This window comes from Vreelandella halophila (assembly GCF_009856365.1).
Classification (GTDB): Bacteria; Pseudomonadota; Gammaproteobacteria; order Pseudomonadales; family Oleiphilaceae; genus Halospina; species Halospina utahensis_B.
This window is the reverse complement of sequence record NZ_WMEX01000001.1, coordinates 186461-209882: the sequence shown is the minus strand read 5'-3', so window position 1 is coordinate 209882 and position 23422 is coordinate 186461. Positions and strand designations below refer to the sequence as shown.

At 62.2% G+C, this 23422-nt stretch carries 19 protein-coding genes; 9 read left to right on the top strand and 10 right to left on the bottom strand.

Annotated features, from left to right (window positions below; all coding sequences use genetic code 11):
• Positions 1-33 precede the first annotated feature (33 nt).
• Together GLW01_RS00885 and tkt are read right to left on the bottom strand one after the other, a co-directional pair.
• A complete protein-coding gene (locus tag GLW01_RS00885) occupies positions 34-1056 on the bottom strand; it encodes a type I glyceraldehyde-3-phosphate dehydrogenase (RefSeq protein ID WP_160897816.1) in 1023 nt (340 codons plus the stop codon).
• A 14-nt stretch (positions 1057-1070) separates the two neighbouring features.
• Positions 1071-3077, bottom strand: a complete 2007-nt coding sequence (tkt, locus tag GLW01_RS00880; protein WP_151440969.1) for a transketolase — start codon at positions 3075-3077, stop codon at positions 1071-1073.
• Positions 3078-3260: 183 nt separating this feature from the next.
• Between tkt and GLW01_RS00875 the strand changes: the two genes are divergently transcribed.
• From GLW01_RS00875 to GLW01_RS00840, 8 genes are all read left to right on the top strand, one after another.
• The gene (locus tag GLW01_RS00875; RefSeq protein WP_151440968.1) at positions 3261-4253 is read left to right on the top strand and encodes a metalloregulator ArsR/SmtB family transcription factor; all 993 of its coding nucleotides are present in this window, start codon (positions 3261-3263) and stop codon (positions 4251-4253) included.
• Between the two features lie 54 nt (positions 4254-4307).
• Entirely contained in the window at positions 4308-5495 is a 1188-nt protein-coding gene (gene metK, locus GLW01_RS00870) for a methionine adenosyltransferase (RefSeq protein WP_151440967.1), read from the top strand.
• A 78-nt stretch (positions 5496-5573) separates the two neighbouring features.
• A complete protein-coding gene (gene ahcY, locus GLW01_RS00865) occupies positions 5574-6956 on the top strand; it encodes an adenosylhomocysteinase (protein WP_151440966.1) in 1383 nt (460 codons plus the stop codon).
• Positions 6957-7060: 104 nt separating this feature from the next.
• Positions 7061-7942: a methylenetetrahydrofolate reductase [NAD(P)H] gene (metF, locus tag GLW01_RS00860; RefSeq protein WP_151440965.1), complete on the top strand. Its 882-nt coding sequence runs from the start codon at positions 7061-7063 to the stop codon at positions 7940-7942.
• 163 nt (positions 7943-8105) lie between these two features.
• Complete coding sequence (locus tag GLW01_RS00855) at positions 8106-9458, top strand: adenosylmethionine--8-amino-7-oxononanoate transaminase (protein WP_340162423.1); 1353 nt, start codon at positions 8106-8108, stop codon at positions 9456-9458.
• Between the two features lie 7 nt (positions 9459-9465).
• Positions 9466-10215, top strand: coding sequence for a 16S rRNA (uracil(1498)-N(3))-methyltransferase (locus tag GLW01_RS00850; RefSeq protein WP_160897815.1), 750 nt, complete (start codon positions 9466-9468; stop codon positions 10213-10215).
• Positions 10212-11441 carry a DUF445 domain-containing protein gene (locus tag GLW01_RS00845; RefSeq protein ID WP_151440963.1) on the top strand — a complete coding sequence of 410 codons (1230 nt, stop codon included), beginning with the start codon at positions 10212-10214 and terminating at the stop codon, positions 11439-11441. Before GLW01_RS00850 ends, GLW01_RS00845 begins: the two co-directional genes overlap by 4 nt.
• Before the next feature lie 119 nt (positions 11442-11560).
• Complete coding sequence (locus GLW01_RS00840; protein ID WP_160897814.1) at positions 11561-12301, top strand: substrate-binding periplasmic protein; 741 nt, start codon at positions 11561-11563, stop codon at positions 12299-12301.
• A gap of 7 nt (positions 12302-12308) precedes the next feature.
• Here GLW01_RS00840 and GLW01_RS00835 read toward each other — a convergent pair whose 3' ends face one another.
• The 3 genes from GLW01_RS00835 to GLW01_RS00825 form a co-directional block, all read right to left on the bottom strand.
• The gene (locus tag GLW01_RS00835) at positions 12309-13826 is read right to left on the bottom strand and encodes a methyl-accepting chemotaxis protein (protein ID WP_160897813.1); all 1518 of its coding nucleotides are present in this window, start codon (positions 13824-13826) and stop codon (positions 12309-12311) included.
• A gap of 208 nt (positions 13827-14034) precedes the next feature.
• The gene (locus GLW01_RS00830) at positions 14035-15330 is read right to left on the bottom strand and encodes a YihY/virulence factor BrkB family protein (protein WP_202405502.1); all 1296 of its coding nucleotides are present in this window, start codon (positions 15328-15330) and stop codon (positions 14035-14037) included.
• Positions 15331-15342: 12 nt separating this feature from the next.
• Positions 15343-15762 (bottom strand): secondary thiamine-phosphate synthase enzyme YjbQ, encoded by a 420-nt coding sequence (locus GLW01_RS00825; RefSeq protein WP_151441363.1) that lies wholly within the window; start codon positions 15760-15762, stop codon positions 15343-15345.
• A 261-nt stretch (positions 15763-16023) separates the two neighbouring features.
• Here GLW01_RS00825 and ilvD point away from each other — a divergent pair, with 261 nt between their 5' ends.
• Positions 16024-17703, top strand: coding sequence for a dihydroxy-acid dehydratase (gene ilvD / locus GLW01_RS00820; RefSeq protein WP_160897812.1), 1680 nt, complete (start codon positions 16024-16026; stop codon positions 17701-17703).
• Between the two features lie 3 nt (positions 17704-17706).
• Here ilvD and GLW01_RS00815 read toward each other — a convergent pair whose 3' ends face one another.
• The 5 genes from GLW01_RS00815 to GLW01_RS00795 are packed head-to-tail and all read right to left on the bottom strand — an operon-like array spanning position 17707 to position 23248.
• A complete protein-coding gene (locus tag GLW01_RS00815) occupies positions 17707-18675 on the bottom strand; it encodes a Brp/Blh family beta-carotene 15,15'-dioxygenase (RefSeq protein ID WP_160897811.1) in 969 nt (322 codons plus the stop codon).
• Positions 18672-19832, bottom strand: a complete 1161-nt coding sequence (locus GLW01_RS00810) for a lycopene cyclase family protein (RefSeq protein ID WP_160897810.1) — start codon at positions 19830-19832, stop codon at positions 18672-18674. Before GLW01_RS00810 ends, GLW01_RS00815 begins: the two co-directional genes overlap by 4 nt.
• Positions 19833-19837: 5 nt before the next feature.
• A complete protein-coding gene (locus GLW01_RS00805; protein WP_160897809.1) occupies positions 19838-20827 on the bottom strand; it encodes a phytoene/squalene synthase family protein in 990 nt (329 codons plus the stop codon).
• The gene (gene crtI, locus GLW01_RS00800; protein ID WP_160897808.1) at positions 20824-22380 is read right to left on the bottom strand and encodes a phytoene desaturase family protein; all 1557 of its coding nucleotides are present in this window, start codon (positions 22378-22380) and stop codon (positions 20824-20826) included. The genes GLW01_RS00805 and crtI overlap by 4 nt, the downstream gene beginning before the upstream one ends.
• Complete coding sequence (locus tag GLW01_RS00795) at positions 22358-23248, bottom strand: polyprenyl synthetase family protein (protein WP_160897807.1); 891 nt, start codon at positions 23246-23248, stop codon at positions 22358-22360. The genes crtI and GLW01_RS00795 overlap by 23 nt, the downstream gene beginning before the upstream one ends.
• Positions 23249-23422 lie beyond the last annotated feature (174 nt).

Sequence of the window (23422 nt, the reverse complement as noted above, 5' to 3'; positions counted from 1 at the left end):
GCATTCCCCCAATTCAGCACCTGCAACAATCAGTCAGTCTTCCCGGAGCTGGCTCCAATACCGAGCCACATCCAGCATCCGATTCGCATACCCCCACTCATTATCAAACCAGCAAAGCACCTTAACCATCCGCCCCCCACTGACCCGGGTCTGCCCCGCATCCACAACCCCGGAGCGCGCATCATGGTTAAAATCCGTACTCGCCAGAAGCTCCTCCGTGTACCCGATGATCCCATCGAGCGACGACGCCGCCGTCTCCGCCAGCACCGCGTTCACCGAATCCGTATCCGTCTGCGAACGCACCGCCACCGTCATATCAATAGCCGACACATTGATGGTCGGCACCCTTACGGCCACCGAACTGAACCGCCCCGCCATGGACGGCAGCAGCCGCTCAATACCCCGGGCCAGCCCCGTATCCACCGGCACCATGTTATGAAAGGCACTGCGGGTGCGCCGCAGGTCCTGGTGATGGTAGGCATCAATCACCGGCTGATCGTTCATGGCCGAATGGATGGTCGTCGTGGAGCCCTGCTCGATCCCGTAGGCCGCGTCCAGAGCCTGGATGATGGGCACGATGCAGTTGGTGGTGCAGGACGCGTTGGAGACGATGCGATCCCCGGCGCTCAGGGTCTCATGGTTCACCCCGTAGACCAGGGTTGCATCCAGATCCGGATCCCCCGGCTGGGAGAACAGCACCCGGCCAGCACCGGCATCCAGATGCTTCCGACCCTGCTCGCGGGTGGCACCAAGGCCGGTGCAGTCGAGCACCAGATCAACGCCAATCTCACCCCAGGGCAGGTTCTGTGCCTCCGACTCCCGCACGATGCGGATGGGATCACCATCGACCACCAGCCCCTGGCCACTGACATCCACCTGACCGGCAAAACGGCCATGGGTGGTGTCAAAACGGGTCAGGTGCGCGATGGTCTCCGGGTCGGAAAGCTCATTGATAGCAACGACCTGAAGCTGGTCGCGGTAGCCATTCTCATAGAGCGCGCGCAGCAGGCACTGACCGATGCGCCCGTAACCATTGATCGCTACCCGAGCCGGCATCGGTCGCCCTCCGTTCACGCCATGTCGTCCAGCAGGGTTTCGCTGATGGCGAGCAGGTTATCCACGGTGAAGCCGAACGCCTCAAACAGCGGACCGGCCGGCGCCGACTCACCAAAGGTGGTCATACCAAGCACGCGCCCCTCCATGCCCACGTACTTGTACCAGTAGTCGGTAATGCCCGCTTCCACCGCGACACGGCAGGTGACCTCGGCCGGCAGCACCTTCTGACGGTACTCGGCGGGCTGGGCCTCGAACCGGTCCGTGCTCGGCATGGACACCACCCGCACCTGGCGGCCCTGGTCACGCAACTGTATCGCCGCCTCCTGGGCCAGCGCCACTTCCGAGCCGGTGGCAATCAGGATGATCTCCGGGAAGCCGTCGGAATCCGACAGGATGTAGCCCCCGCGCTCGATGTCAGCAAGCTGCTGCTCATCCCGATCCTGATGTGCCAGGGCCTGACGGGTGAACACCAGGGCCGTGGGGCCATCGGTGCGCTCAATGGCAGCCTTCCAGGCCACGGCCGTTTCAACCGTGTCACAGGGGCGCCACAGGCTCATGTTCGGGGTCTGGCGCAGAGTCGCCAGCTGCTCGACCGGCTGATGGGTGGGGCCATCCTCACCCAGGCCGATGGAGTCATGGGTATAGACCAGCACGTTGCGCTGCTTCATCAGCGCGGCCATGCGTGTGGCATTGCGGGCGTATTCCATGAAGATCAGGAAGGTGGCCACATAGGGCACCACACCACCGTGCAGGGCCATGCCACTGCCAATGGCGGTCATGGCGAACTCGCGCACGCCGTAGTACACGTAGTTGCCACTGGCATCGCCCGCAGTAATCGCCTGACAGTCACTCCAGAGCGTGTTGTTGGAACCGGCAAGGTCCGCCGAGCCACCCACCAGTTCCGGCAGAACCGGGCCGTACGCGTTGAGCGTCTTCTGGGAGGCTTTACGGGTGGCCATGTTCTCGCCCCCCTCCTGGCACTGGCGGATGTAGTCCTGGGCCTTCTGTGAGAAATCAGACGGCAGCTCGCCGGCCAGACGGCGCTTGAGCTCAGCGGCCAGCTCCGGATACGCCTTCTCATAGGCTGCGAAGCGTTCATTCCAGTCCTTCTCAGCCGCCGCGCCGGCCTCGCGGGCATCCCAGGCCTGATACAGGTCATCCGGCACCTCAAAGGCCCCGTGGTTCCAGCCCAGATTCTGGCGGGTCGCCTCAATCTCATCATCGCCCAGCGGCGCCCCGTGACTGCTTTCAGAGCCCGCCTTGCCGGGTGACCCAAAGCCGATCACGGTGCGGCAGCAGATGAGCGTGGGCTGCTCGGTGTTGCCCCGCGCTTTCTCAATCGCGTTTTTCACCGCCTCGGGGTCATGCCCGTCAACGCCCGCAATCACCTGCCAGTTGTAGGCCTCAAAACGCTTGGCCGTGTCATCGGTGAACCAGCCACTGACGTCGCCATCAATGGAAATGCCGTTGTCGTCATAGAACACAACCAGCTTACCCAGCCCCTGTGTTCCCGCCAGCGAGGATGCCTCGTGGGAAATGCCCTCCATCAGGCAACCGTCACCAACCACGCAGTACGTGTGATGGTCGATGACCTCATGGCCGTCGCGATTGAACTGCGCCGCCAGGTTCTTCTCCGCCAGTGCCATGCCCACCGCATTGGCCAGGCCCTGACCGAGCGGCCCGGTGGTGGTCTCAACCCCCGGCGTGTAGCCGTATTCCGGATGCCCCGGGGTACGGGAATGGAGCTGGCGGAACTGCTTCAGATCCTCGATGCCCAGATCGTAGCCGGTGAGATGCAGCAGGCTGTACTGGAGCATGGAACCATGGCCGTTGGAGAGCACGAAGCGATCGCGATCGGGCCAGGACGGGTTGGCCGGGTTGTGCCTGAGGTAATCGTTCCACAGCACCTCGGCAACGTCGGCAAGCCCCATGGGCGCGCCGGGATGGCCGGACTGCGCCTTCTGCACGGCGTCCATACTGAGCGCGCGTACCGCGTTGGCAAGGTCTTTACGCGACGGCATCGGAATTGTCTCCCACTGGCTGATTGGATACAGCCCCACAACGGGGCCGTTTCAAGAGGCGCGTATTTTCACCGATCGCCACCCGATTGAGCAAATGTCATCCGACCTTTGACGCAACGCTATATCAATTTTTTTTGATATAGCTGTTGACCCCGGTTCAGACCCGACCGTAAAGTAGGGGCAATGAATTCAACGGCACACGTCAAATCCGCAGATACCGAAACAGCGCTGCACACGCTGGGGAGCCTCTACAAGGCCGCCGGCGACCCGCTGAGACTCGATATCCTCCGGGTCCTGCAGCGAGACACCTTCGGAGTCATGGAACTGTGCCGGCTCTTTAACATGCGCCAGTCCGGCATGAGCCATCACCTCAAGGTGCTGACCCAGGCCGGACTGCTTGAACCCCAGCGGGAAGGCAACGCCACCTTCTACCGGCGTCCACTGCTTCGGGTCGGAGACGAACCCCGCTACACCGCGGTTCGCTCGGTCTTCGAGGCCGTGGACCAGATCCAGCTCACCGAGGAACTGCTGGACCGGATCCGCACGATACGGCGTCAACGCTCGGAACAGTCCCAGGTCTTTTTCGCGCGTTACGCCCGTCACTTCCGGGAGCAGCAGGAGCTGATCGCCAATCACCAGCGCTATGCGCAGCCAGTGGCGGAACTCGTCCACCGGCGTTACGCCTGCGACGGCAGCGGTAACGCGCTGGAGATCGGGCCGGGTGAAGGCCCCTTCCTGCCGGTTCTGGCGAACTGCTTCGGCGAGGTGGTGGCGGTGGACAACGTCCAGGCCATGCTCGACCGCGCCGGGCAGTTCTGCGAACAGCAGGCACTCACCAACGTGCGCCTGGTGCACGGGGAGTGTCCTGATGTGATTGAACGCGGGGAAACGTTCAATCTTGTGGTGGCCAACATGGTGCTGCACCACGTCGCCAGCCCCGCGAACATCTTCCGCGACAGCGCCCAGCTGCTGAAACCCGGCGGCCGAATGATTGTCAGTGAACTCTGCCGGCACGAACAGAGCTGGGTCAGGGATAACTGCGGCGATATCTGGCAGGGCTTTGAGCCGGAAGAGCTCACGGGATGGGCAGAAGACGCTGGCCTGAAACAGGGCGAAACCCTGTTCATCGGCCTGCGCAATGGTTTTCAGATCCAGGTCAGGGAATTTACGGGCTAGCGAACCGGCTTCCCAATATGACCTTTAACCACCTTCAAAAGGAGGAAAGCAAGCATGAGTGACTACAGTCTCTTTACATCCGAGTCGGTAACAGCCGGCCACCCGGACAAGCTGTCCGACGCCGTATCCGATGCCATTCTTGACCGCATTCTCCAGGACGACCCCTATGCGCGTGTCGCCTGCGAGACTGTCGTCAAGACTGGCATGTGCCTGATCGCTGGCGAAATCACCACCAACACCAACGTTGAGTTCGAAGAAGTGGCGCGTAAAGCGATCACCGACATCGGCTACAACCACTCCGACGTTGGCTTCGACGGCAACACCTGTGCCTTCATCAACGTTGTCGGCAAGCAGTCCGTCGACATCGCCCAGGGCGTTGACCGCTCCAAGCCGGAAGATCAGGGCGCTGGCGACCAGGGCCTGATGTTCGGCTACGCCTGCAACGAGACCGACGTGCTGATGCCGGCTCCGATCTGCTACGCGCACCGTATGTGTGAGAAGCAGGCCGAGCTGCTGCAGAGCAACAAGCTTGACTGGCTGCGTCCGGACGCGAAGAGTCAGGTGAGCTGCCGTTATGAAGACGGCAAGGTAACCGGCATCGACGCCGTTGTCCTTTCCACACAGCACAGCCCGGATGTTTCCCTGGAGCAGCTGCGTGAAGCGGTCATGGAAGAGATCGTGAAGGACGTGATCCCGTCCGAGCTGATCCACAACGACACCAAGTTCCACATCAACCCGACCGGCAACTTCGAAATCGGTGGCCCGGTAGGCGATGCTGGCCTGACAGGTCGTAAGATCATCGTTGACACCTACGGTGGCATGGCTCGCCACGGTGGCGGCGCCTTCTCCGGTAAGGATCCGTCCAAGGTCGACCGCTCCGCTGCCTACGCTGGCCGTTACGTAGCGAAGAACGTCGTAGCCGCTGGCCTGGCCGACAAGTGCGAGATCCAGATCTCCTACGCCATCGGCGTTGCCGAGCCGACTTCGATCTCCATCAACACCTTCGGTACCGGCAAGATGGATGACCGCAAGATCGAGCAGCTGGTCCGCAAGACCTTTGATCTGCGTCCCTATGCACTGACCAAGCAACTGGATCTGCTGCATCCGATGTACCGCGACACAGCCGCGTACGGTCACTTCGGCCGCAAGCCGGAACAGAAGACCGTCAATGGCCAGACCTTCACTACCTTCCCCTGGGAAAAGACCGACAAGGCGGAAGAACTGAAGGCTGCAGCCAAGTAAACCTCTGCCACACAGGGCCGGCCGCCGGCTGGCCCTGTTGCACAACCGAATTACCCATATGAATCAGGAGTATTAACAATGCCTTTGGACAGTAATTTTACTGACTACAAAGTAGCCGACATCGACCTTGCCGGCTGGGGCCGCAAGGAAATCGCCATCGCCGAGAGCGAAATGCCCGCTCTGATCAAGCTGCGCGAAAAGTATCGCAACCAGCAGCCGCTGAAAGGCGCGAACGTAATGGGCTGCATCCACATGACCGTACAGACGGCCGTGCTGATCGAGACCCTGACCGCGCTGGGCGCCAACGTCCGCTGGTCCTCCTGCAACATCTTCTCCACCCAGGACCAGGCCGCTGCCGCCATCGCCGCTACCGGCGTTCCGGTATTCGCCTGGAAGGGTGAGACCGAAGAAGAGTACGAGTGGTGCATCGAGCGCACTATCGGCGCCGACGTTGACGGCTGGGAACCGAACATGATCCTGGACGACGGCGGTGACCTGACCGAGATGCTGCACGAGAAGTATCCGGAAATCCTCAAGAACTGCCACGGCATCTCCGAGGAAACCACCACGGGCGTTCACCGTCTCGAGCACATGATCGAAGAAGGCAGCCTCAAGGTGCCGGCGATCAACGTGAACGACTCGGTCACCAAGTCCAAGAACGACAACAAGTACGGCTGCCGTCACAGCCTGAACGACGCCCTCAAGCGTTCACTCGACCACCTGATGTCCGGCAAGAAAGCCCTGGTCATCGGCTATGGCGACGTCGGCAAGGGCTCCGCGCAGTCACTGCGTCAGGAAGGCATGATCGTTCGCATCTCCGAGATCGACCCGATCTGTGCCATGCAGGCGTGCATGGACGGCTACGAAGTGGTTTCTCCCTACCTCAATGGCGAGAACACTGGCAAGGCCGACAGCATCAACAAGCAGCTGCTGCAGGACACTGACGTTCTGGTGACCACCACCGGTAACGTGGACGTGTGCGACAAGCACATGCTCGCCGCGGTCAAGTCCGGCGCCATCGTCTGCAACATCGGTCACTTCGACAACGAGATCGATACCGCGTTCATGCGCGAGAACTGGGAATGGGACGAGATCAAGCCGCAGGTTCACAAGATCTATCGTGACAAGTCCAAGGACGATCACATCTTCCTGCTGGCTGAAGGCCGCCTGGTTAACCTGGGTAACGCAACAGGCCACCCGTCACGCATCATGGACGGCTCCTTCGCCAACCAGGTTGCAGCTCAGATGTACCTGTTCGAGCGCAAGTTCGCCGATCTGCCGGAAGACAAGAAGAAGGACAACCTCTACGTCCGCGTCCTGCCGAAGGAACTGGACGAAGAAGTTGCCCAGTACATGGTCGAAGGCTTTGGCGGCACCATTACCCGCATGACCAAGGAACAGTCCGACTACGTTGGCGTTCCGGTTCACGGGCCGTTCAAGGCGGAAGCCTACAAGTACTGATCCCACGCGGATTCATCAAGGCGACAGCCGGGGTCTTCGGGCCCCGGCTTTCCCGGTTCTGAATCAGTGATTGACCGGGCCAGGCGCCCGAAAGGAACAGATTCATGAAAAGTCAGAAGCAGTTCAAGCGACGTTTCAGCTTTGAGTTCTTCCCTCCGAAGAGCGACAAAGGCGCTGAGACTCTGCATCAGACGCGCGACAAGCTCGCGACGCTCAACCCTGAATTCTTCTCGGTCACCTTCGGTGCCGGCGGCTCCACCCGCGAAGGCACCAAGAACACGGTGATCGAGCTCAACCAGAAAGGCATCTCGACCGCACCGCACCTGTCGTGCGTCGGTTCCGACAAGGCCATCATCTCCGACCTTCTCGACGCCTATAAGGAAGGCGGCGTGGAACGGATCGTGGCCCTGCGCGGTGATATCCCCTCCGGCATGGGCAACACCGGCTATGGCGAGATGCGTTATGCCAACGAGCTGGTGGAATACATCCGCGAGCACAGTGGCGATCACTTCTCCCTGGAAGTGGCGGCCTACCCGGAGTTCCACCCGCAGGCGCAGAGCGCCGAGGCGGACCTGATGAACTTCAAGCGCAAGGTCGAGGCCGGCGCCAACAGTGCCATCACCCAGTACTTCTTCAACGTCGAGAGTTACTTCCACTTCATCGACCGGCTGGAGAAGATGGGCGTGGACATTCCGGTGGTTCCCGGCATCATGCCGATCGTGAACTTCCAGAAGGTGGTCCAGTTCAGCGAGATGTGCGGCGCGGATGTTCCCCGCTGGATCCGCAAGCAGATGGAAGCCTACGGTGACGACACCGACTCCATCAAGAAGTTCGGCGAGGAAGTGGTCACGCGCATGTGCGAGCAGCTGCTCGACGCCGGCGCACCGGGCCTGCACTTCTACACGCTGAACCAGGCGGATCCCAGCATGCGCATCTGGAAAAACCTCGGCCTCGACAACGAGGTACAGGAAAAGATCGCATTCTGAACACCGCCCTTCCATGTAGGAGCAGCCATGGCTGCGACCCGGTCGCGGCTATAGCCGCTCCTACATCCTCTCCCCGTCATTACAGCCCTTCCATGCCCGGCCCCCGGCCCGTATCATCACTCCCCCACTGATGATTCTGTAAACGATCCACCGGGAGGCAGTCGTGACATCCAACCGCGAGATGATCGAGCGTGACCTGAAGGCCGTCTGGCACCCCTGCACCCAGATGAAGGACCACGAGACGCTCCCACTCATTCCGTTCAAGCGCGGTGAAGGCGTCTGGCTCTACGACTTTGACGGCAACCGCTACATCGATGCGGTCAGCTCCTGGTGGGTGAACCTGTTTGGGCATGCCAACCCGCGCATCAACGAGGCCATCAACCAGCAGACCCAGCAGCTTGAGCACGCCATGCTTGCCGGCTTTACCCATGAACCGGTGATCGACCTGTCGGAACGCCTGATCGATGTGACGCCCGAAGGACTCAACCGCTGCTTCTATGCGGACAACGGCTCCTCGGCCATCGAGGTGGCGCTCAAGATGAGCTACCACTATTTCCGCAATACGGGTAAGCCGGCGAAGAAGAACTTCATCAACATCTCCAACAGTTACCACGGCGAAACCCTGGGCGCCCTCGCGCTCAGCGACGTGGGCCTTTACCGCGAGACCTACGAGCCGCTGCTGATGGAGATGCTCACCGCCCCGGCCCCGGACGCCTTCTACCGCGAGAAGGGCGAGAGCTGGGAGGATTACGCCCTGCGCCAGTTTGAGCACATGGAAAAGCTCATGGCCGAGAACGCGGACAACGTCTGCGCCGTCATCGTCGAGCCGCTGGTTCAGTGCGCCGGCCATATGCGCATGTACGACCCCATCTACCTGAAGAAGCTGCGCGAGGCCTGCGACCGCTACAACATCCACCTGATCGCGGACGAGATCGCCGTGGGCTTCGGCCGCACCGGCACCCTCTTCGCCTGCGAGCAGGCCGGCATCTCACCGGATTTCATGTGCCTTTCCAAGGGCCTGACCGCCGGCTACCTGCCACTGTCGATCACAATGACCACGGACGACGTCTTCGAGGCCTTCTACGATGACTTCGAAACCATGAAGGCGTTCCTTCACTCACACAGCTACACCGGCAACCCCATCGGCTGCGCCGTGGCACGGGCAACCCTGGACATCTTCCGGGATGACAACGTCATCGAGAGCAATCGTGAGAAAGCCCGGATCATGGGCGAGAGCGTGGAACACCTGCGCGAGCACCCGCACGTGGGCGATATCCGCCAGCACGGCATGATCCTCGCCATGGAGCTGGTCAAGGACAAAGCCACCATGGAGCCCTTCCCCTGGCAGGAACGCCGCGGGCTGCGCGTCTACCAGCACTCCATCAACCGCGAGGCACTGCTGCGGCCGCTGGGCAACGTCACCTATTTCATGCCGCCCTACGTGATCAATGAGGACCAGATCCGGCACCTGGCCACCGTGGCCACCGAAGGCATCGACAAGGCCACCAGGGACTGAGGCACTGATGCGGATACCGCGGATCCACACCCCGGAGACTCTGGCGCCGGGCGAGCACACCCTTGCCGGTAACGCCGCCCATCACGCCGGTACTGTCCTGCGCATGAATGCAGGCGACCGAGTGGTGCTGTTCAACGGTGACGGACTGGACTACCCGGCGGAAATCCTCGAGGCCGGCCGCAAGCGGCTCACCGTACACGTTGAGTCGCCCCATGACCCCGGCACCGAATCCCCGCTGGCCATCACCCTGGGTCAGGTCATGTCCCGGGGTGATCGCATGGATTACGCCATCCAGAAGGCCACCGAGATGGGTGTGACCGCCATCCAGCCTCTGGACAGCGCCCGCTGCGAGGTGCGGCTCAACCCGGAACGTGAGCGCAAGCGCCTGAAGAACTGGCAGCAGGTGGCGATCAGCGCCGCTGAACAGTGTGGCCGCGCCCGGATACCGACGATCCATTCCCCCATGAAACTGGCCGACTGGCTCACGCACTGTGACGACGCTATCCGGCTCGTCCTTCACCATGAAGGCCAGCCGGTCCGCAGCCAGGACACCGCGCCCACCTCGGTTGCCCTGCTCATTGGCCCGGAAGGCGGGCTGGATGATTCCGAGCTCGATGCCGCCGCAACGGCGGGCTTCGCGCCCCTGGCCCTGGGCCCACGGGTACTGCGCACTGAAACCGCGCCGGTGGCTGCCATTGGCCTGTGCCAGTGGCTGTGGGGCGACTTCCATTCCTCCGGTAAGGAAACTGCTGAATGACGGACCTGCTCACCAACCCGGAATTCTGGAAATACCTGAGCATCCCGGTGATCGCCGCGCTCATCGGCTGGATCACCAACTGGATGGCGATCAAGCTCACCTTCTACCCCAAGGAATTCATCGGCATCCGCCCCTTCCTGGGCTGGCAGGGCATCATTCCCTCCAAGGCCGAAAAGATGGCCCGCATTGCCGTGGACTCCACCATCGCCAAGATCGGCACCGTCCAGGAGATCTTCGAGTACATCGACCCACGCGTTCTGACCCAGTACATCGTGGACCACACCGTGCCACGCACCGACGAATACGTGGACGAGATCATGCTCGCCGAACACCCCACTTTCTGGGAAAACCTGCCCCAGAAAGCACGGGAAATGATCTACCAGCGGGTCCGGGACCGTTCCCCCGAACTGGTGGACAACCTGGTTGATGACTTCTCCAACAACGCCGAGGATCTGCTCGACATCCAGAACATGGTAGTCACCCAGCTGGGCGAGGACCGCTCCCTGCTCAACCGCATCTTCCTCGAATGCGGCGAGAAGGAATTCCGCTTCATCATCAACTCCGGGCTCTACTTCGGCTTCGCCTTCGGCATCATCCAGATGATCGTCTGGTACTATTTCCAGGCCGGCTGGATCCTGCCCTTCTTCGGGCTTCTGGTGGGCTGGGCCACCAACTGGATCGCGCTCAATTTCATTTTCCGCCCGCTCTACCCTGTGAAGATCGGCCCCTTCCGACTGCAGGGCCAGTTCCTGCGCCGTCAGCCCGAGGTGGCCCAATCCTTCTGCCACATTGTCACCCACGAGATCCTGACCGTGGGCAACCTGGTGGATGCCATTCTCAACGGCCCGAAAGCCGACCGCGCCCGCAACCTGGTGCGCAAGCACATGAAAAAGCTGGTGGATGAGACCGCCGGCATGGGCAAGGCCTTCACCCAGATGGCTTTCGGCCCCACCTCCTTCGCCAACCTCAAGCAGCGCGTGGGCGATCTGTCCATCGAAATCGCGAGCGAAACCTTCGACGACCCCATGTTCGCCAACGACCGGGCCGCCGCCGTGGAGGACATCATGCGCCGGCGCATGGAGGAACTCTCACCCGCGGAATTCCAGGAGCTGCTGAGGCCCTGTTTCCAGGAGGACGAGATCAAGCTGATCGCCGCCGGCGCTGCCCTGGGTTTCCTCGCCGGCCTGGCGCAGCTGACCTTTATCTTCGGGGCGACGATGTTTTGAAATTGTTTACATCCTGATCAGCGCATAAAGTGAGTGCAGCCGATAGAATCACCTTCCCCTATCCCCCCTCTGACAGGTGAACGATGTCCCTGCGCCGCAGTTCCCGAACCTCACTGTTCATGTCTCTGCTGTTCAGCCTCCTGCTCCTGTCCACGGAGGCATCCGCGCAGACGGAACCCGAGCCACTGGAATTCGGCTACATTCACCTGCCGCCTTTCGGGTACACGGACAGTGAGGGCCAGTCGAAGGGATACCTTGTAGAGCTGGCTCGCCAGGTATTCAGTGCCATGGATCAGCCCGTGCGCTTCGTACAGCACCCGGCCACCCGCCTCTATCGCCAGATTGACTCCGGCGAGACCGCTTTCACACTGGCTGCAGCCGACCTGCACCGACTGAAAAACACCGCTGTCGAGGCCGAAGAACCCGCCATCACCCTCAACCTGACCGTGTACCACCGCAAGGACACCCAACCGGTCAGCGATGTGGAGCAACTGAAGGGCCATCACGTGGTGCTGATGAAAGGCTACTCCTACGGCCAGCTCGGGCGCTTCTTTGAGGCTGAAAGCGATGCCATGCGCATCACTGAGGCCCGAACGCACCAGTCAGCGCTCCAGATGATCCAGTTTGGGCGTGCCGACTACCTGCTGAACTACCAGACGTCGGCGGACACCACCATTGCCCAGTATGGGCTCACCGGCCTTGAGAGCGATGTCATCGCTCGACTGGATGTCCATTTCTTCGTCTCAAAGATGCTGGCAAACGCTCAGGCCCTGGCTGATGATTGGGATCAGAACCTGAGAGACCTCAAGCAGCGCGATCGACTGCCGTCTAAAGAGCCCTACAACATCAAGAGCCCGTAGACCGGGCTCAATCGCGCCTGATACTGAACCCGCTCAGAAGCTGATCCATTTCCGTCGCCAGGGCGCGCAGCTCGGACGCGGATTCGCGGGTCTCACCCGATTTCTCCGCCACGGTTCGATTCTCATCCGCCGCGGACTGGACACTGCCACTGATCTCATCCGCAGCGGAGGACTGCTGCTCCGCGGCAGCAGCAATCTGCTGGCTCAAACCACTGAGGTCGTTCACCAGCGTCTCCAGTTCCTGGGCGCCCTCACTGACCCGCTCCATCTGCTGCAGCGCCTCGCCCGAGCGGGTGGTCCCCATGTCGATCGCCGCCAGCGCCTGCTCACTGCCCTCGTTGAGCTGGGCCACAATGGATTGCACCTGCTGCGTGAAGGACTGGGTACGCTGGGACAGGCTGCGCACCTCATCGGCCACCACCGCGAAGCCACGCCCGTGCTCACCGGCGCGTGCAGCCTCAATGGCCGCATTCAGTGCCAGGAGGTTGGTCTGGTCGGAGATCTCATTGATGGCGCTCACGGCTCCGTGGATTTCCGCCACCTGATCACTCAGTCGGCGGATCACGCTACTCGCCTGCTCCATAGCCTCGTTACTGGCCCGGGTCACCTGGTGGGCCTGATCGGCATCCTGGCGGCTGGCGCCCACGTGGGCCGCTGCACGGGTGGCTGCCTCGGAGCCCTGGGCCGCATTGTCCGCGACCCCCCTGACCGAGGAGCTCATCTGCTCCATGGCCGAAGCCGCCTGCGTGGTCTGGCCCTGAAGGTTATCCGCCGCGGCAAGAGTGCCCTGGCTGAGCTCATCCACATTGCCGGAAACGGACTGAAGCCTCCGGGAGAGCCCGGTAGCGTCGCGGACCAGCCCTTCAAACTGTTCCATCAACCGGTCAAAGGCCGTGGCACTGGCATCCTGCCCGCCAGCATCCAGGCGCACACTCAGATCCCCATCCCCGGCAACGCGTTCCACCAGTTCACGCATACGGTGGGTTCGCTCTTTCTCCGCGCCCAGAAGCCGCGCCAGGAATACGAGCACGGAAGCCTCAAACACCACGAAGGCCGCGTGCAGGAAAGCCACCCCCCAGCTGCAGTCATGGCTGAAAATCATCAGTGGCATACCACCGACGGACACGCCCTCAAGCTGCAGTGCCGTCATCACCATATGGTGGACAGCAATCACGAGGGCACCAGCGACAACCGGCAGCCAGTCCCGGTAGAGAATCACAAAGGCGAGGGCACCAAAGATGTGGAAGTGCATCTCAATGCGCCCCATCTGGGCCTGGATCATGATCGCCGAAAACGCCATGAGCGCCATTGCCACAACAACGGAGAACGCACGCTGACCCTTCAGAGCCGCGTGGGCGAGGGCCACGAGCAATCCCAGGACCACGGAAGCCGTCAGCGCAAACGCCGTGGTTTCATACCCCCAGGGAATGATCAGCCCGACAACGGGCACGTGGGCCAGAAGCAGGCCAAGCATCAGTCTGTCATTGGGCAGGCGTTCATGCGCCTGTTGATTCAGGGTCGTCATGGGTTACTACTCCCGGAGCCGGTTGTCCTGCCGTCAAGGAAAGCAGATCCAGCAGGATCCGGTCCAAACACAGGGCGAAAAGAGGCGTCATTGCTGCCCCGGAGGAAAAGCACCTCAACAAGGGGCAGCTTCTGATAGAGCCATATGGGAGAGGAGTACGCGCAGGCTTCCGGGAGGGATCAGCCATCAGACGCTGCAAGACCCAGGATCATCGCACCCAGTCCGCCAGTGTCTGCGTAAGCCGGGCATCCGCAATCTCTTCCATCTGCGGCGCATCCACAGCCGGCAGACGCGCGAGCAACCCGTCCTCATCCGCCCGGGCGGCGCTGAGGATATCCACCAGGCGGATCCGGTCCAGGGACCGGGCGGGGATCAGTTCCTCACCATCATCCCCGCCAGGGTGGAGGATGCCGGCACGGATCAGTTTGTCGCTCACGTGCTGGGTGATGTCCCCGGGAATGCCGAAATCCAGCGCCAGAAGCTCCTGGCGGGGTGGCTTATCGCCCTGGTCAAAGGCTTTCGCGACGCGCTCCATCAGCGCCAGCGCCAGGCGCTCCTCCACCTGCGGTGACGACCGCACTTCCCGACGCGAGGAGATCGCCTGTTCGTGCTGGTGGTAATAGCTGATGCTGGCGCCTGAAAGCAGGATGATCCAGTTGATGTAGAGCCAGATCAGCAGGAGGATGCCAATGGCAAAGCTGGAGTAGATCGCCTCGTAGCGGCTGGCATTCACCGCAAAGGAGGCGAAGGCGAGGCTCGCGGCCTGCCAGGCCACACCCGCGACAAGCCCGCCCACGAAGGCACTCTGGAAGCGGACCCGGGTATTCGGCACAAAGGCATAGACAAAGGTGAAAGCGATCACCGTGATCAGGAAGGGGGTGGAGCGGCTGACCACAGCGATAAGGGTGCCGAAGGGCTCGATGGCGCTGAGCTGCTGGACGATGTCGGAGCCGAAGACCGTGGCCGAGAGGCCAATGCCGGCCACCATCAGGAGCGGGCCGATGGTGATCACGCTCAGGTAGTTGGAGAACCGCTGCCCGAGTGAGCGGCCCATCGGGGCACGCCAGACCATGTTGAAGGAGCGCTCGATCTTCTGAACCAGAGCGATCACGGTATAGACCAGAAGGAGCAGCCCCACCGACCCCAGCACGCCGACCTTGATATTGTCCACGAAGGTGATGACCTGCTCGGCAATCTCGGTTCCCTGTCGACCCAGGGGTTCAAAGAACTGGTACAGCACTGGCGTGAGCTGGTTGTGCACGCCCATGGCCTTGAGCACGGAGAAACTCAGTGCCAGCAGCGGCACCATTGAGAGGAGTGTGGTGTAGACCAGGCTCATGGCGTGGAGGTTGAGCTGGCCGGCCATCAGGTCCCGGACCACGGCATAGGCGACGCGCAGCTGGCGGCGGGCAAAGGCCACCGAACGGGGGTGCTCGGCGTCCGGCTTTTCCAGCAGCCAGTTTTCCCATTCCTTAAGACGTGCGGTCAGGTACTCGGGTATCACGTGCTGCCCCTGTTAATCGCCGTTGAGGGTGGCCACGACCCTGCGTGCGCCGCCGTTATTGCGGTGTTCGCCCAGATAGATCCCCTGCCAGGTGCCCAGAAGCAGCCGGCCCTGCCCGATTGGCAGGCTGAGGGATTCGCCCAGCATCACGGATCGGATATGGGCTGGCATGTCGTCGGGGCCTTCCATTGTGTGTTCGTAGTATGGCGCATTTTCGGGCACGGCGTGCTGGAAGTGGCGTTCCATGTCACCGCGTACGCTGGGGTCGGCGTTTTCGTTCAGGCTCAGGGAGGCGGAGGTGTGCTGGATGAACAGGTGCAGCAGGCCGGTCTGGATGTCGGCGATCTCGGGGAGCTGGTCGAGGACTTCACGGCTGATGAGGTGGAAGCCCTTGGATTTCGGGGATAACTGGAGAATGCGTTGCTGCCACATTATTGATGGAGTCCCTTACCCTGAGTTCTCAGTCGCGGTACTATTACGCCTTTAAGCTTTACCATACCAGCGTTCCGGCTTGTTGCGGTAAGGGAGCAGGGAGTCCTGCTCGGGAAACGCTGTGAATACATCCCTGTACGCTGCTCTTCCGCCATCCATGGCTCCAGAGCTTCCCGATCAGGACTCCCCGCTCCCTTACTTCAAACGCCCCGGTTAACGCCAAAGCCTGAAAACAATCAGCAGGATAAAAGAGAGTCACCCATGGCCGAAGACAACAACCGCCGCTATTCCAGCAACGTCGTCGACGGAGTCGGCAAATCCGCCAGCCGGGCCATGCTCCGGGCGGTCGGGTTCGAGGATGAGGATTTCCAGAAGAACCAGATCGGCATCGCCTCCACCTGGAGCATGGTCACGCCCTGCAACATGCACATCAACAAGCTGGCGGAGCATGCCGGTAACGGGGCGGATGAAGCCGGTGGCAAGAGTGTGATTTTCAACACCATCACCATCTCCGACGGCATCGCCAACGGCACTGAGGGGATGAAGTACTCGCTGGTCTCGCGTGAGATCATCGCGGATTCGGTGGAGGCGGTGACCGGTTGTGAGGGCTTTGACGGGCTCGTGACCCTCGGTGGCTGTGACAAGAACATGCCCGGGCTCGTCATGGGCATGGCGCGTCTGGACCGGCCCTCGGTCTTCGTTTACGGCGGCACCATCCAGCCGGGCGAAAACCATACGGATCTGGTGTCGGTGTTCGAGGCGGTGGGCGCCTACACCAAGGGCGACAAGTCGCTGATCGATGTGAAACAGATCGAGGAGACGGCGATTCCCGGGCCAGGTTCCTGTGGTGGTATGTATACGGCGAATACCATGGCCTCGGCCATTGAGGCGCTGGGGCTGAGTCTGCCGGACAGTTCGGCGCAGAACGCGGTTTCGAAGACCAAGGAAGAGGACTGCCGGGCTGCCGGTGCGGCGGTGCTGGACCTGATCGCGAAGGACATCAAGCCTTCGGACATCATGACCCGCGCGGCGTTCGAGAACGCCATCACCGTGGTCATCGCTCTGGGCGGCTCCACCAACGCGGTGCTGCACCTGCTGGCCATGGCCAACACCATTGGCGTGGAGCTGTCGCTGGATGACTTCACCGAGATCGGCAAGCGCGTCCCGGTGCTGGCGGACCTGCGTCCGAGCGGGCAGTACATGATGTCCGAGCTGGTCGCCATCGGCGGCATCCAGCCGCTGATGAAGATGCTGCTTGATCGCGGCCTGCTTCACGGCGGCTGCCTGACGGTGACCGGTAAGACACTCGCCGAGAACCTTGAAGGCGTGGAGCCCTACCCGGAGAGCCAGGACATCATTCACAGCTTCGACAACCCCATCAAGCCGGACAGCCACCTGCGGATCCTCTACGGCAACCTCTCGCCCACCGGCGCGGTGGCCAAGATCACCGGCAAGGAAGGCACGCACTTCACCGGCACCGCGCGCTGCTACCAGTCCGAGGAGGAAGCCCAGGCGCGGATCAACGACGGCACCGTGCAGGCCGGCGACGTGGTGGTCATCCGCTACGAAGGACCCAAGGGTGGCCCCGGCATGCGCGAGATGCTCACGCCAACCTCCGCCATCATGGGCCGCGGCCTGGGCGACCAGGTAGCGCTGATCACCGACGGGCGCTTCTCCGGCGGCAGCCACGGCTTTGTGGTGGGCCACGTCACCCCCGAAGCGGTCGACGGCGGCCCCATCGCCCTTCTCCAGGACGGCGATACCATCACGATCGACGCCGAAACCAACCGGATCGACGTCGACATCAGCGATTCAGAACTGGAACAGCGCCGTTCCCAGTGGCAAAAACCGGCCCCCAAATACCGGCGCGGCGCCCTGGCCAAGTACGCCAAGACCGTGAACTCCGCCTCTCAGGGCGCCGTAACGGACATGCCCGACTGACAACTAGGACGCGCTCAGCCTGCTTTCCCACCAGGTTTTCACAACCAGGCCATGGGGAAGCGTGAGCGCGGCCAGTGCCCAGAACATCACCCGGACAGCCTCCACCAGCAGGGTGGTGGAGGGCTCAAGAAGCACGATCACGACCCAGACCCCAAACGCGATGCCGATTGCCCCGAGCGTGGCCGGTGCCGCTTTGCGCCCGAGAAAAGCCAGGGTGGCGGCAACCTCACCAACCCCAAGGCCCTGCTGTGCGACCGAGAGAAAGTGGCGGATGCTGTGAATGACGCAGAAGTAGAACGCAAAGGCCAGTAACGGGGGCAACAGAATGAGCGCAACCGCCACCAGAATCAGTTCCGCGAGTACGCGCGAGCTCAGCTTGTGATGATACCGATAAGCCAGGCGACCAAACCCAAGCAGCCATACCCCAGCCAGCACGGGCCCCGCAAGCTCTAGAATTGAGCGCACTTGCTCAGGGTCTCTCACAATAAGCCAGGCGAAGAGCTCGCTGGTTTGCGCGGGATGCCCCAGCATGGGCCCCAGTATGGGCAAGCTGCCGCTCAGCCAGAGCAGCAGCGCATTGGGTTGAGCGCTGAGGAAACTGGCATCCGTGTAGCCAAAGTGCCATATGGACAGCAGGAGGAACACCAGAAGCGCCAACGTTGGGAGAAACCAGATCAGGGCCACGAACGCCAGTGAAGCCAGCACGTACAGCGTTGTCATAAGAGCAACAGTGCCCCGCCGATCGGCCGCCAAACGCCTGAGAATCAGCGGATCGGCACCCCCGTGGGACAGACCGAAAACCCCGATGGGCACCAGCACGATCCAGAACTGCTGCTCGATGGTCAACGGTGGTAGCACGACCGCTCCCAAAGCCGCCGCCAAGGCCACGACAAGGACACTCCATTGATGACGGCGGCCGCCCTCGCTGCGAGAGAGACCCGCCTTGACCGTATTCCCGGCATCCTGACTCATGATAGGGCCGCCCTGAGGAAAGGAGCTGGGGGAAGCGCACCCGCAATGGCCAACGCATCGCCCGGGCCAGGCTCGTCGTTCATGAATCGGCTCATCTGCGCGGCGGTGGTGCCTGCGAACAGCGCCAGGAACCATTCCGGCGCACGATCGGGATGACGACGGAGGGCGCGCAGAAAGACCCGATCCATCCACTCGAGCCAGCGCGCACGCAACGTGGGCGGACGAAGGTGCCACTGCCCACGTTGATTGGCGGCAAGAATCTGTTCCGCCAGATGCCGGGTGCCCCGCTGGCAGCTTGCAAAGTGGTAGCCGGTGGCAGCACGCATCCAGCCTGCGCCGACTCCCGCCCGGATCACCCGCCCGGTGCCGCGCTCACGGCGCATCGGGATCATGGGCAGCAGTGAGGATTCGGACCGCAGGACACGGTAATCGTTGATCCCCGCCCGGTCGAGCCATTGCTCAAGCTGTGACCGGGTGTCCCGGTTATCGCGCTCGGTTCTGAAGGCGGTCCATTCCACCATCAGGTGGTGCTCATCCAGAGGCAGAAGGTATACAAAACAGGGATGGGATGGGCACGCCTGGAAATCCATAAGACGTGCGGTCGTGGTGTCATAGCCGTGATGGCGACATTCAATCTCCAATCCCGTAAACACCTGCCAGAAGCCGTTGACGCTGCTCCCGGGCAGGCTCGCTGGCATCCGGGTATCCACGACGGCCCGCGCACGCAGCTGCCCGGCATCAGTGATCACCCGGGCGCCGCTGCCCTCTTCTTCCACACTACTCACGCGGGCGCCCTGTTCGAGGGTCAGTTCCTGGCAGGCATCAATGCACGCCAGCGCGTGTCGATAGAGCCGATCCGCCGGTAGCAGGGCATAGGGTGTTAAGTCGCTGGACTGGATCGCGCGCTGCTGCCCGGAGCTGACCTGCCAGTGGCGCCACCGATGTGTGATCAGCTCCCGGAACGGGTGATCCATCCGATCCCAGAAACACCAGGTGCGATCATTGGTGTAGGTTGTTCTCGGCTCGAGCAGACGCACGTTCGGCATCCGCTGCCCGTGGGCCTGGGAAAGCTCTTTCAGCCAGCATGCCAGGCTCAGGCCGGTGAGACCCGCGCCAACGATTATAAGGTCGTGATCCGGTGCGGTCCCTGGCGCCATAGCGGTCAGCCTCTCCCTTCAAAGCCGCCCGTCTCGGCGCGCCCATGCGGCTTTCCCCGATCCAGGCAGGTCACGATTCCCTGGTGCAGCGATCCATGATGCTCACCGCTCGCTGGGGCGGATGGCACCAGAAGCACTTGCACCACGGCGGCGGACGCTACCCGAATTTTTCTCAGGGGTCCGACCACGCTGCGCTGCCGCCAGTAGGCTGCCTCACCCTCACGCTCAATACGGCGCCCGATCTCCCGGTACAGCTGCGCGGCAACAGCGATGGCGAACCGGGGGCGCACGGGCAGGAAACCAAGGCCCTGCCAACCACTGGCGTAATAGCGCTCGGCCCACTCAAGCAGCTCGCGCACGCCCAGCCAGGCCCGGTGCCGTGAAGGTCCATGGCCTTGCCGAAGCTGGTCAGGATCCAGTGATCCGGCAGGTCCCGAGACGGGCAGATAAACACGCCCCAGCCCCGCGTCCTCCAGCACATCCCGTGCGATGTTCGTCATCTGCATGGCGATTCCCAGATCAATAGCATGCGGCAGCGCCTGCGAGCGCGGCCCTGCCCCGAGCAGGGAGGCCATCATGACACCGACCGTACCGGCTACGCCGTAGCAATACTGGCAGAGCGCCGCATGGTCGGGGATGTGCACCGGCTCAAGGTCCTGCTGCACGGTGGCGATCAGGTCCGTCAATGCCTGCTGGGCGGTGACGTCACCCGCGAGCAACCATTGCGCCTGCTCATAGAGCGGTCGCAATGGCTCCTCTGGTGACCTGCCTTGCCGCAGGGCCTGGTTCAGATTGTGCAGCTGCTCAGAGGCGTTCTGGCGCTGCGAATCGGTTTCCGCCTCATCCGCCAGGTCATCAATCCGGCGGCACAGACTGTAGAGGCTCGCCGCCCTGGCGAGCTGATCACCGCTGAGCAGCTGCCCGGCCCAGTGGAAACTGCGGCCATTACGGCGCAGTACATCGGCATCCGTTCCCGCGGGCGCCATTACCATCATCCGGATTCCGGGGGGACGGTTGATGGTCGACTTGCATGTGCTTGATGGGTCTGTCCCTGCCAGCGGTCTACCAGACGCTCGACCACGGCCGCTGAGGAAACCACACCGGGCACACCGGCACCGGGATGCACGCCCGCCCCGACGAAAAAGAGGTTGTCATAGCGCGGTGACTGGTTGTGAAACCGCAGACCAGCGGATTGGGTGAGCGTGGGCGCGATCGAAAAGCCACTCCCATGGGGCGTGTTAAGCGCCTCGTGGAAATAACGGGGAGAGATACTGCGCGTTGCGCGGATTGTCTGCGGAAGGTCGGACATCAACCGTTGAGACAGAATGGCCACGATGCGCTGCTCGAGAACCGGCGAAAGGGTCGACCAGTCCTGATTGCCCTGGAGGTTCGGCACCGGCGCCAGGACATAGAATGCGTCGCCCTGGTCGGGCGCCATGGAGGGGTCCGTGGCCCCGGGGCGATGCAGATAGAGACTCAGATCCTGCGGCAGCTCATGGCGGTCGAAAAGCTGCTCCAGGATCTCCCGGAAGGTCTCTCCGAAAACGATGGTGTGGTGCTCAAGCTCGGAGTAGACGCGATCTGTGGTGAAATAGAGCACGAACAGCCCCATGGAGTGTTTGAGCCGCTTGCGGTGACTGTCCGCAAGTCGCTGCCCCGCGGTCCGAGCGATCCAGTGGTTATAGACATAAAGTGGATCAGCATTGCTCACCACCAAATCCGCATCAAAACGCTGTCCCTCGGCCGTCACCGCGGCTTGCACTCTCAAACCGTCCATTTCCAGGCGCTCCACGGACTGGCCAGCGTGAAGCCGCCCCCCGTGACGCTGGAAAAGCGCTGCCAGTGCATCGACAAGCGCCCCCGTGCCGCCTTTGGCGTACCAGACACCGCCCTTTCGCTCCAGTGCGTGGATCAGTGCATAGAGCGAGGAGGTGCGAAACGGATTGCCCCCCACCAGCAACGAGGGCACTGAAAAAGCCCGCCTGAGGCGCTCATCCCTGAAGAAACGCGAAACAAACTGGTAAATACTGCGGTCGGCTCTGAGTCGTACCAGATCCGGAATCACATCGAGCATATCGGTGACCCGCGTAAACGGTCGGGTTGCCAACTCCACGAATCCCCGCTGATACATCGACTCCGCCGCTTCCAGAAACGCATGGTACTGTTCGCCTTCACCCGGCGAGAGGCGCTCGATCTCCGCAATGATGGCATCGGTGGTGTCCCCGTAGTCGAAGCAGGAGCCATCCGCGAAGTCCATCCGGTAGAAAGGGGATACCGGCAGGAACGTAACGTGGTCCTCCACGCGCTCCCCGAAGCGCTCGAAGAGTTCTGAAAACAGAAAAGGCGCTGTGATGACGGTTGGGCCCGCGTCGAAACGGTGGCCATCCAACTCAAAGGTCCGGGCGCGTCCCCCCAGATCAGTGTGCTTCTCCAGAAGGTGCACGTCGTAACCACGTGCAAGCAGTCGCAGCGCGACAGCCAGCCCTCCAAAACCGGCGCCTACCACCAGGGCGCGTGATGATCCGTTACTGCTGTTGGGATACGCCATGCAGAGCGGCTCCTCCCTCGTCAGAGCCAGTGCGGCGGTGGGCGATGGCACGGCTCTCCAGCTGGGACAAGAGTGGCTGCAACCGACCGGCAAGCCCGCCGACGGCATGGCGCTCCAGCTCATCCAGTGCCCTCTGAGCGCGATTCAGCGCCGCGAAGGCATGCTGTGTGGCACGACGGAAACGGGCGCCGGCGCTTCGCTGCCCGACTGGCCGATGATGATGCCACGCATGAAAAGGGTGCAACGCCGGGGTCTCCTCCGTCAGGTCGTCCAGATCGTCAATAATCTGGTAGGCAAGCCCCACTGACCGTGCCAGCCGTACGATCCCGGCCTGAGTCACCGCATCCGCTCTCGCCGCAACGACCCCCGACATCAGCGGCAACTCGATCAACGGTACCGTTTTCGCAGAGGTCGTCTCGAGGTACTGCCTTAGCCCCGGCAAATGCTGGTCATGGCTGGACGCCACCTCCCGGCTCTGCCCCACGATCGTGCAGCTGGTCAAACGGCTCAACTGCTGGGTCAGGGCTCTGGACTCCTCGGGGGTCTCAAGCTCGGCCGCAACCCCGAAAGCCGCGCAGAGCAACAGGTCCCCGGTACAGAGTGCAACGTCTTCGCCAAACTGGCGCCAGACTGTCGCCTTGCCGCGACGCTGCTCATCGCCGTCGGACAGATCGTCATGGACGAGTGAGGCGTTATGGATCAGCTCACAGGCTGCTGCCGCTGCCACCCGGTACTCAATTGACCGGCCAAATGAATGCCCGCTGGCCAGAGCCAGCCGTGCTCTCAGAAAACTGCCGCCACTGCGTATCTGGTAAGTGGCGGCCTCTGTCGCTGGTCCGTGTGTCAGCCCCAGCACATGCTCTTTCATGCATGCCTGGACTCGATTCAATTCCTGGACTTCGTTCCAGCCTGAATCAGGCTCACCGCTACCCTCTCTTCGTTCGCAATCCGGTGCTGCAGGATCGATATCGGTTCTGGCGCAGGAGATAGTCATTGTCTTTACTCCCCTCGGTACCGATTGGTAACGCCTGGGTGCCCTACT

What these genes read in the sequence shown, in the direction of transcription:
- metK (WP_151440967.1), top strand. Translation starts at nt 4,308, where the DNA reads ATGAGTGACTACAGTCTCTTTACATCCGAGTCGGTAACAGCCGGCCAC.
- ahcY (WP_151440966.1), top strand. Translation starts at nt 5,574, where the DNA reads ATGCCTTTGGACAGTAATTTTACTGACTACAAAGTAGCCGACATCGAC.
- GLW01_RS00845 (WP_151440963.1), top strand. Translation starts at nt 10,212, where the DNA reads ATGACGGACCTGCTCACCAACCCGGAATTCTGGAAATACCTGAGCATC.
- GLW01_RS00810 (WP_160897810.1), bottom strand. Translation starts at nt 19,832, where the DNA reads ATGGCGCCAGGGACCGCACCGGATCACGACCTTATAATCGTTGGCGCG.
- tkt (WP_151440969.1), bottom strand. Translation starts at nt 3,077, where the DNA reads ATGCCGTCGCGTAAAGACCTTGCCAACGCGGTACGCGCGCTCAGTATG.
- ilvD (WP_160897812.1), top strand. Translation starts at nt 16,024, where the DNA reads ATGGCCGAAGACAACAACCGCCGCTATTCCAGCAACGTCGTCGACGGA.
- GLW01_RS00850 (WP_160897815.1), top strand. Translation starts at nt 9,466, where the DNA reads ATGCGGATACCGCGGATCCACACCCCGGAGACTCTGGCGCCGGGCGAG.
- crtI (WP_160897808.1), bottom strand. Translation starts at nt 22,380, where the DNA reads ATGGCGTATCCCAACAGCAGTAACGGATCATCACGCGCCCTGGTGGTA.
- GLW01_RS00875 (WP_151440968.1), top strand. Translation starts at nt 3,261, where the DNA reads ATGAATTCAACGGCACACGTCAAATCCGCAGATACCGAAACAGCGCTG.
- GLW01_RS00815 (WP_160897811.1), bottom strand. Translation starts at nt 18,675, where the DNA reads ATGAGTCAGGATGCCGGGAATACGGTCAAGGCGGGTCTCTCTCGCAGC.
- GLW01_RS00835 (WP_160897813.1), bottom strand. Translation starts at nt 13,826, where the DNA reads ATGACGACCCTGAATCAACAGGCGCATGAACGCCTGCCCAATGACAGA.
- GLW01_RS00805 (WP_160897809.1), bottom strand. Translation starts at nt 20,827, where the DNA reads ATGATGGTAATGGCGCCCGCGGGAACGGATGCCGATGTACTGCGCCGT.
- GLW01_RS00885 (WP_160897816.1), bottom strand. Translation starts at nt 1,056, where the DNA reads ATGCCGGCTCGGGTAGCGATCAATGGTTACGGGCGCATCGGTCAGTGC.
- metF (WP_151440965.1), top strand. Translation starts at nt 7,061, where the DNA reads ATGAAAAGTCAGAAGCAGTTCAAGCGACGTTTCAGCTTTGAGTTCTTC.
- GLW01_RS00825 (WP_151441363.1), bottom strand. Translation starts at nt 15,762, where the DNA reads ATGTGGCAGCAACGCATTCTCCAGTTATCCCCGAAATCCAAGGGCTTC.
- GLW01_RS00840 (WP_160897814.1), top strand. Translation starts at nt 11,561, where the DNA reads ATGTCTCTGCTGTTCAGCCTCCTGCTCCTGTCCACGGAGGCATCCGCG.
- GLW01_RS00795 (WP_160897807.1), bottom strand. Translation starts at nt 23,248, where the DNA reads ATGAAAGAGCATGTGCTGGGGCTGACACACGGACCAGCGACAGAGGCC.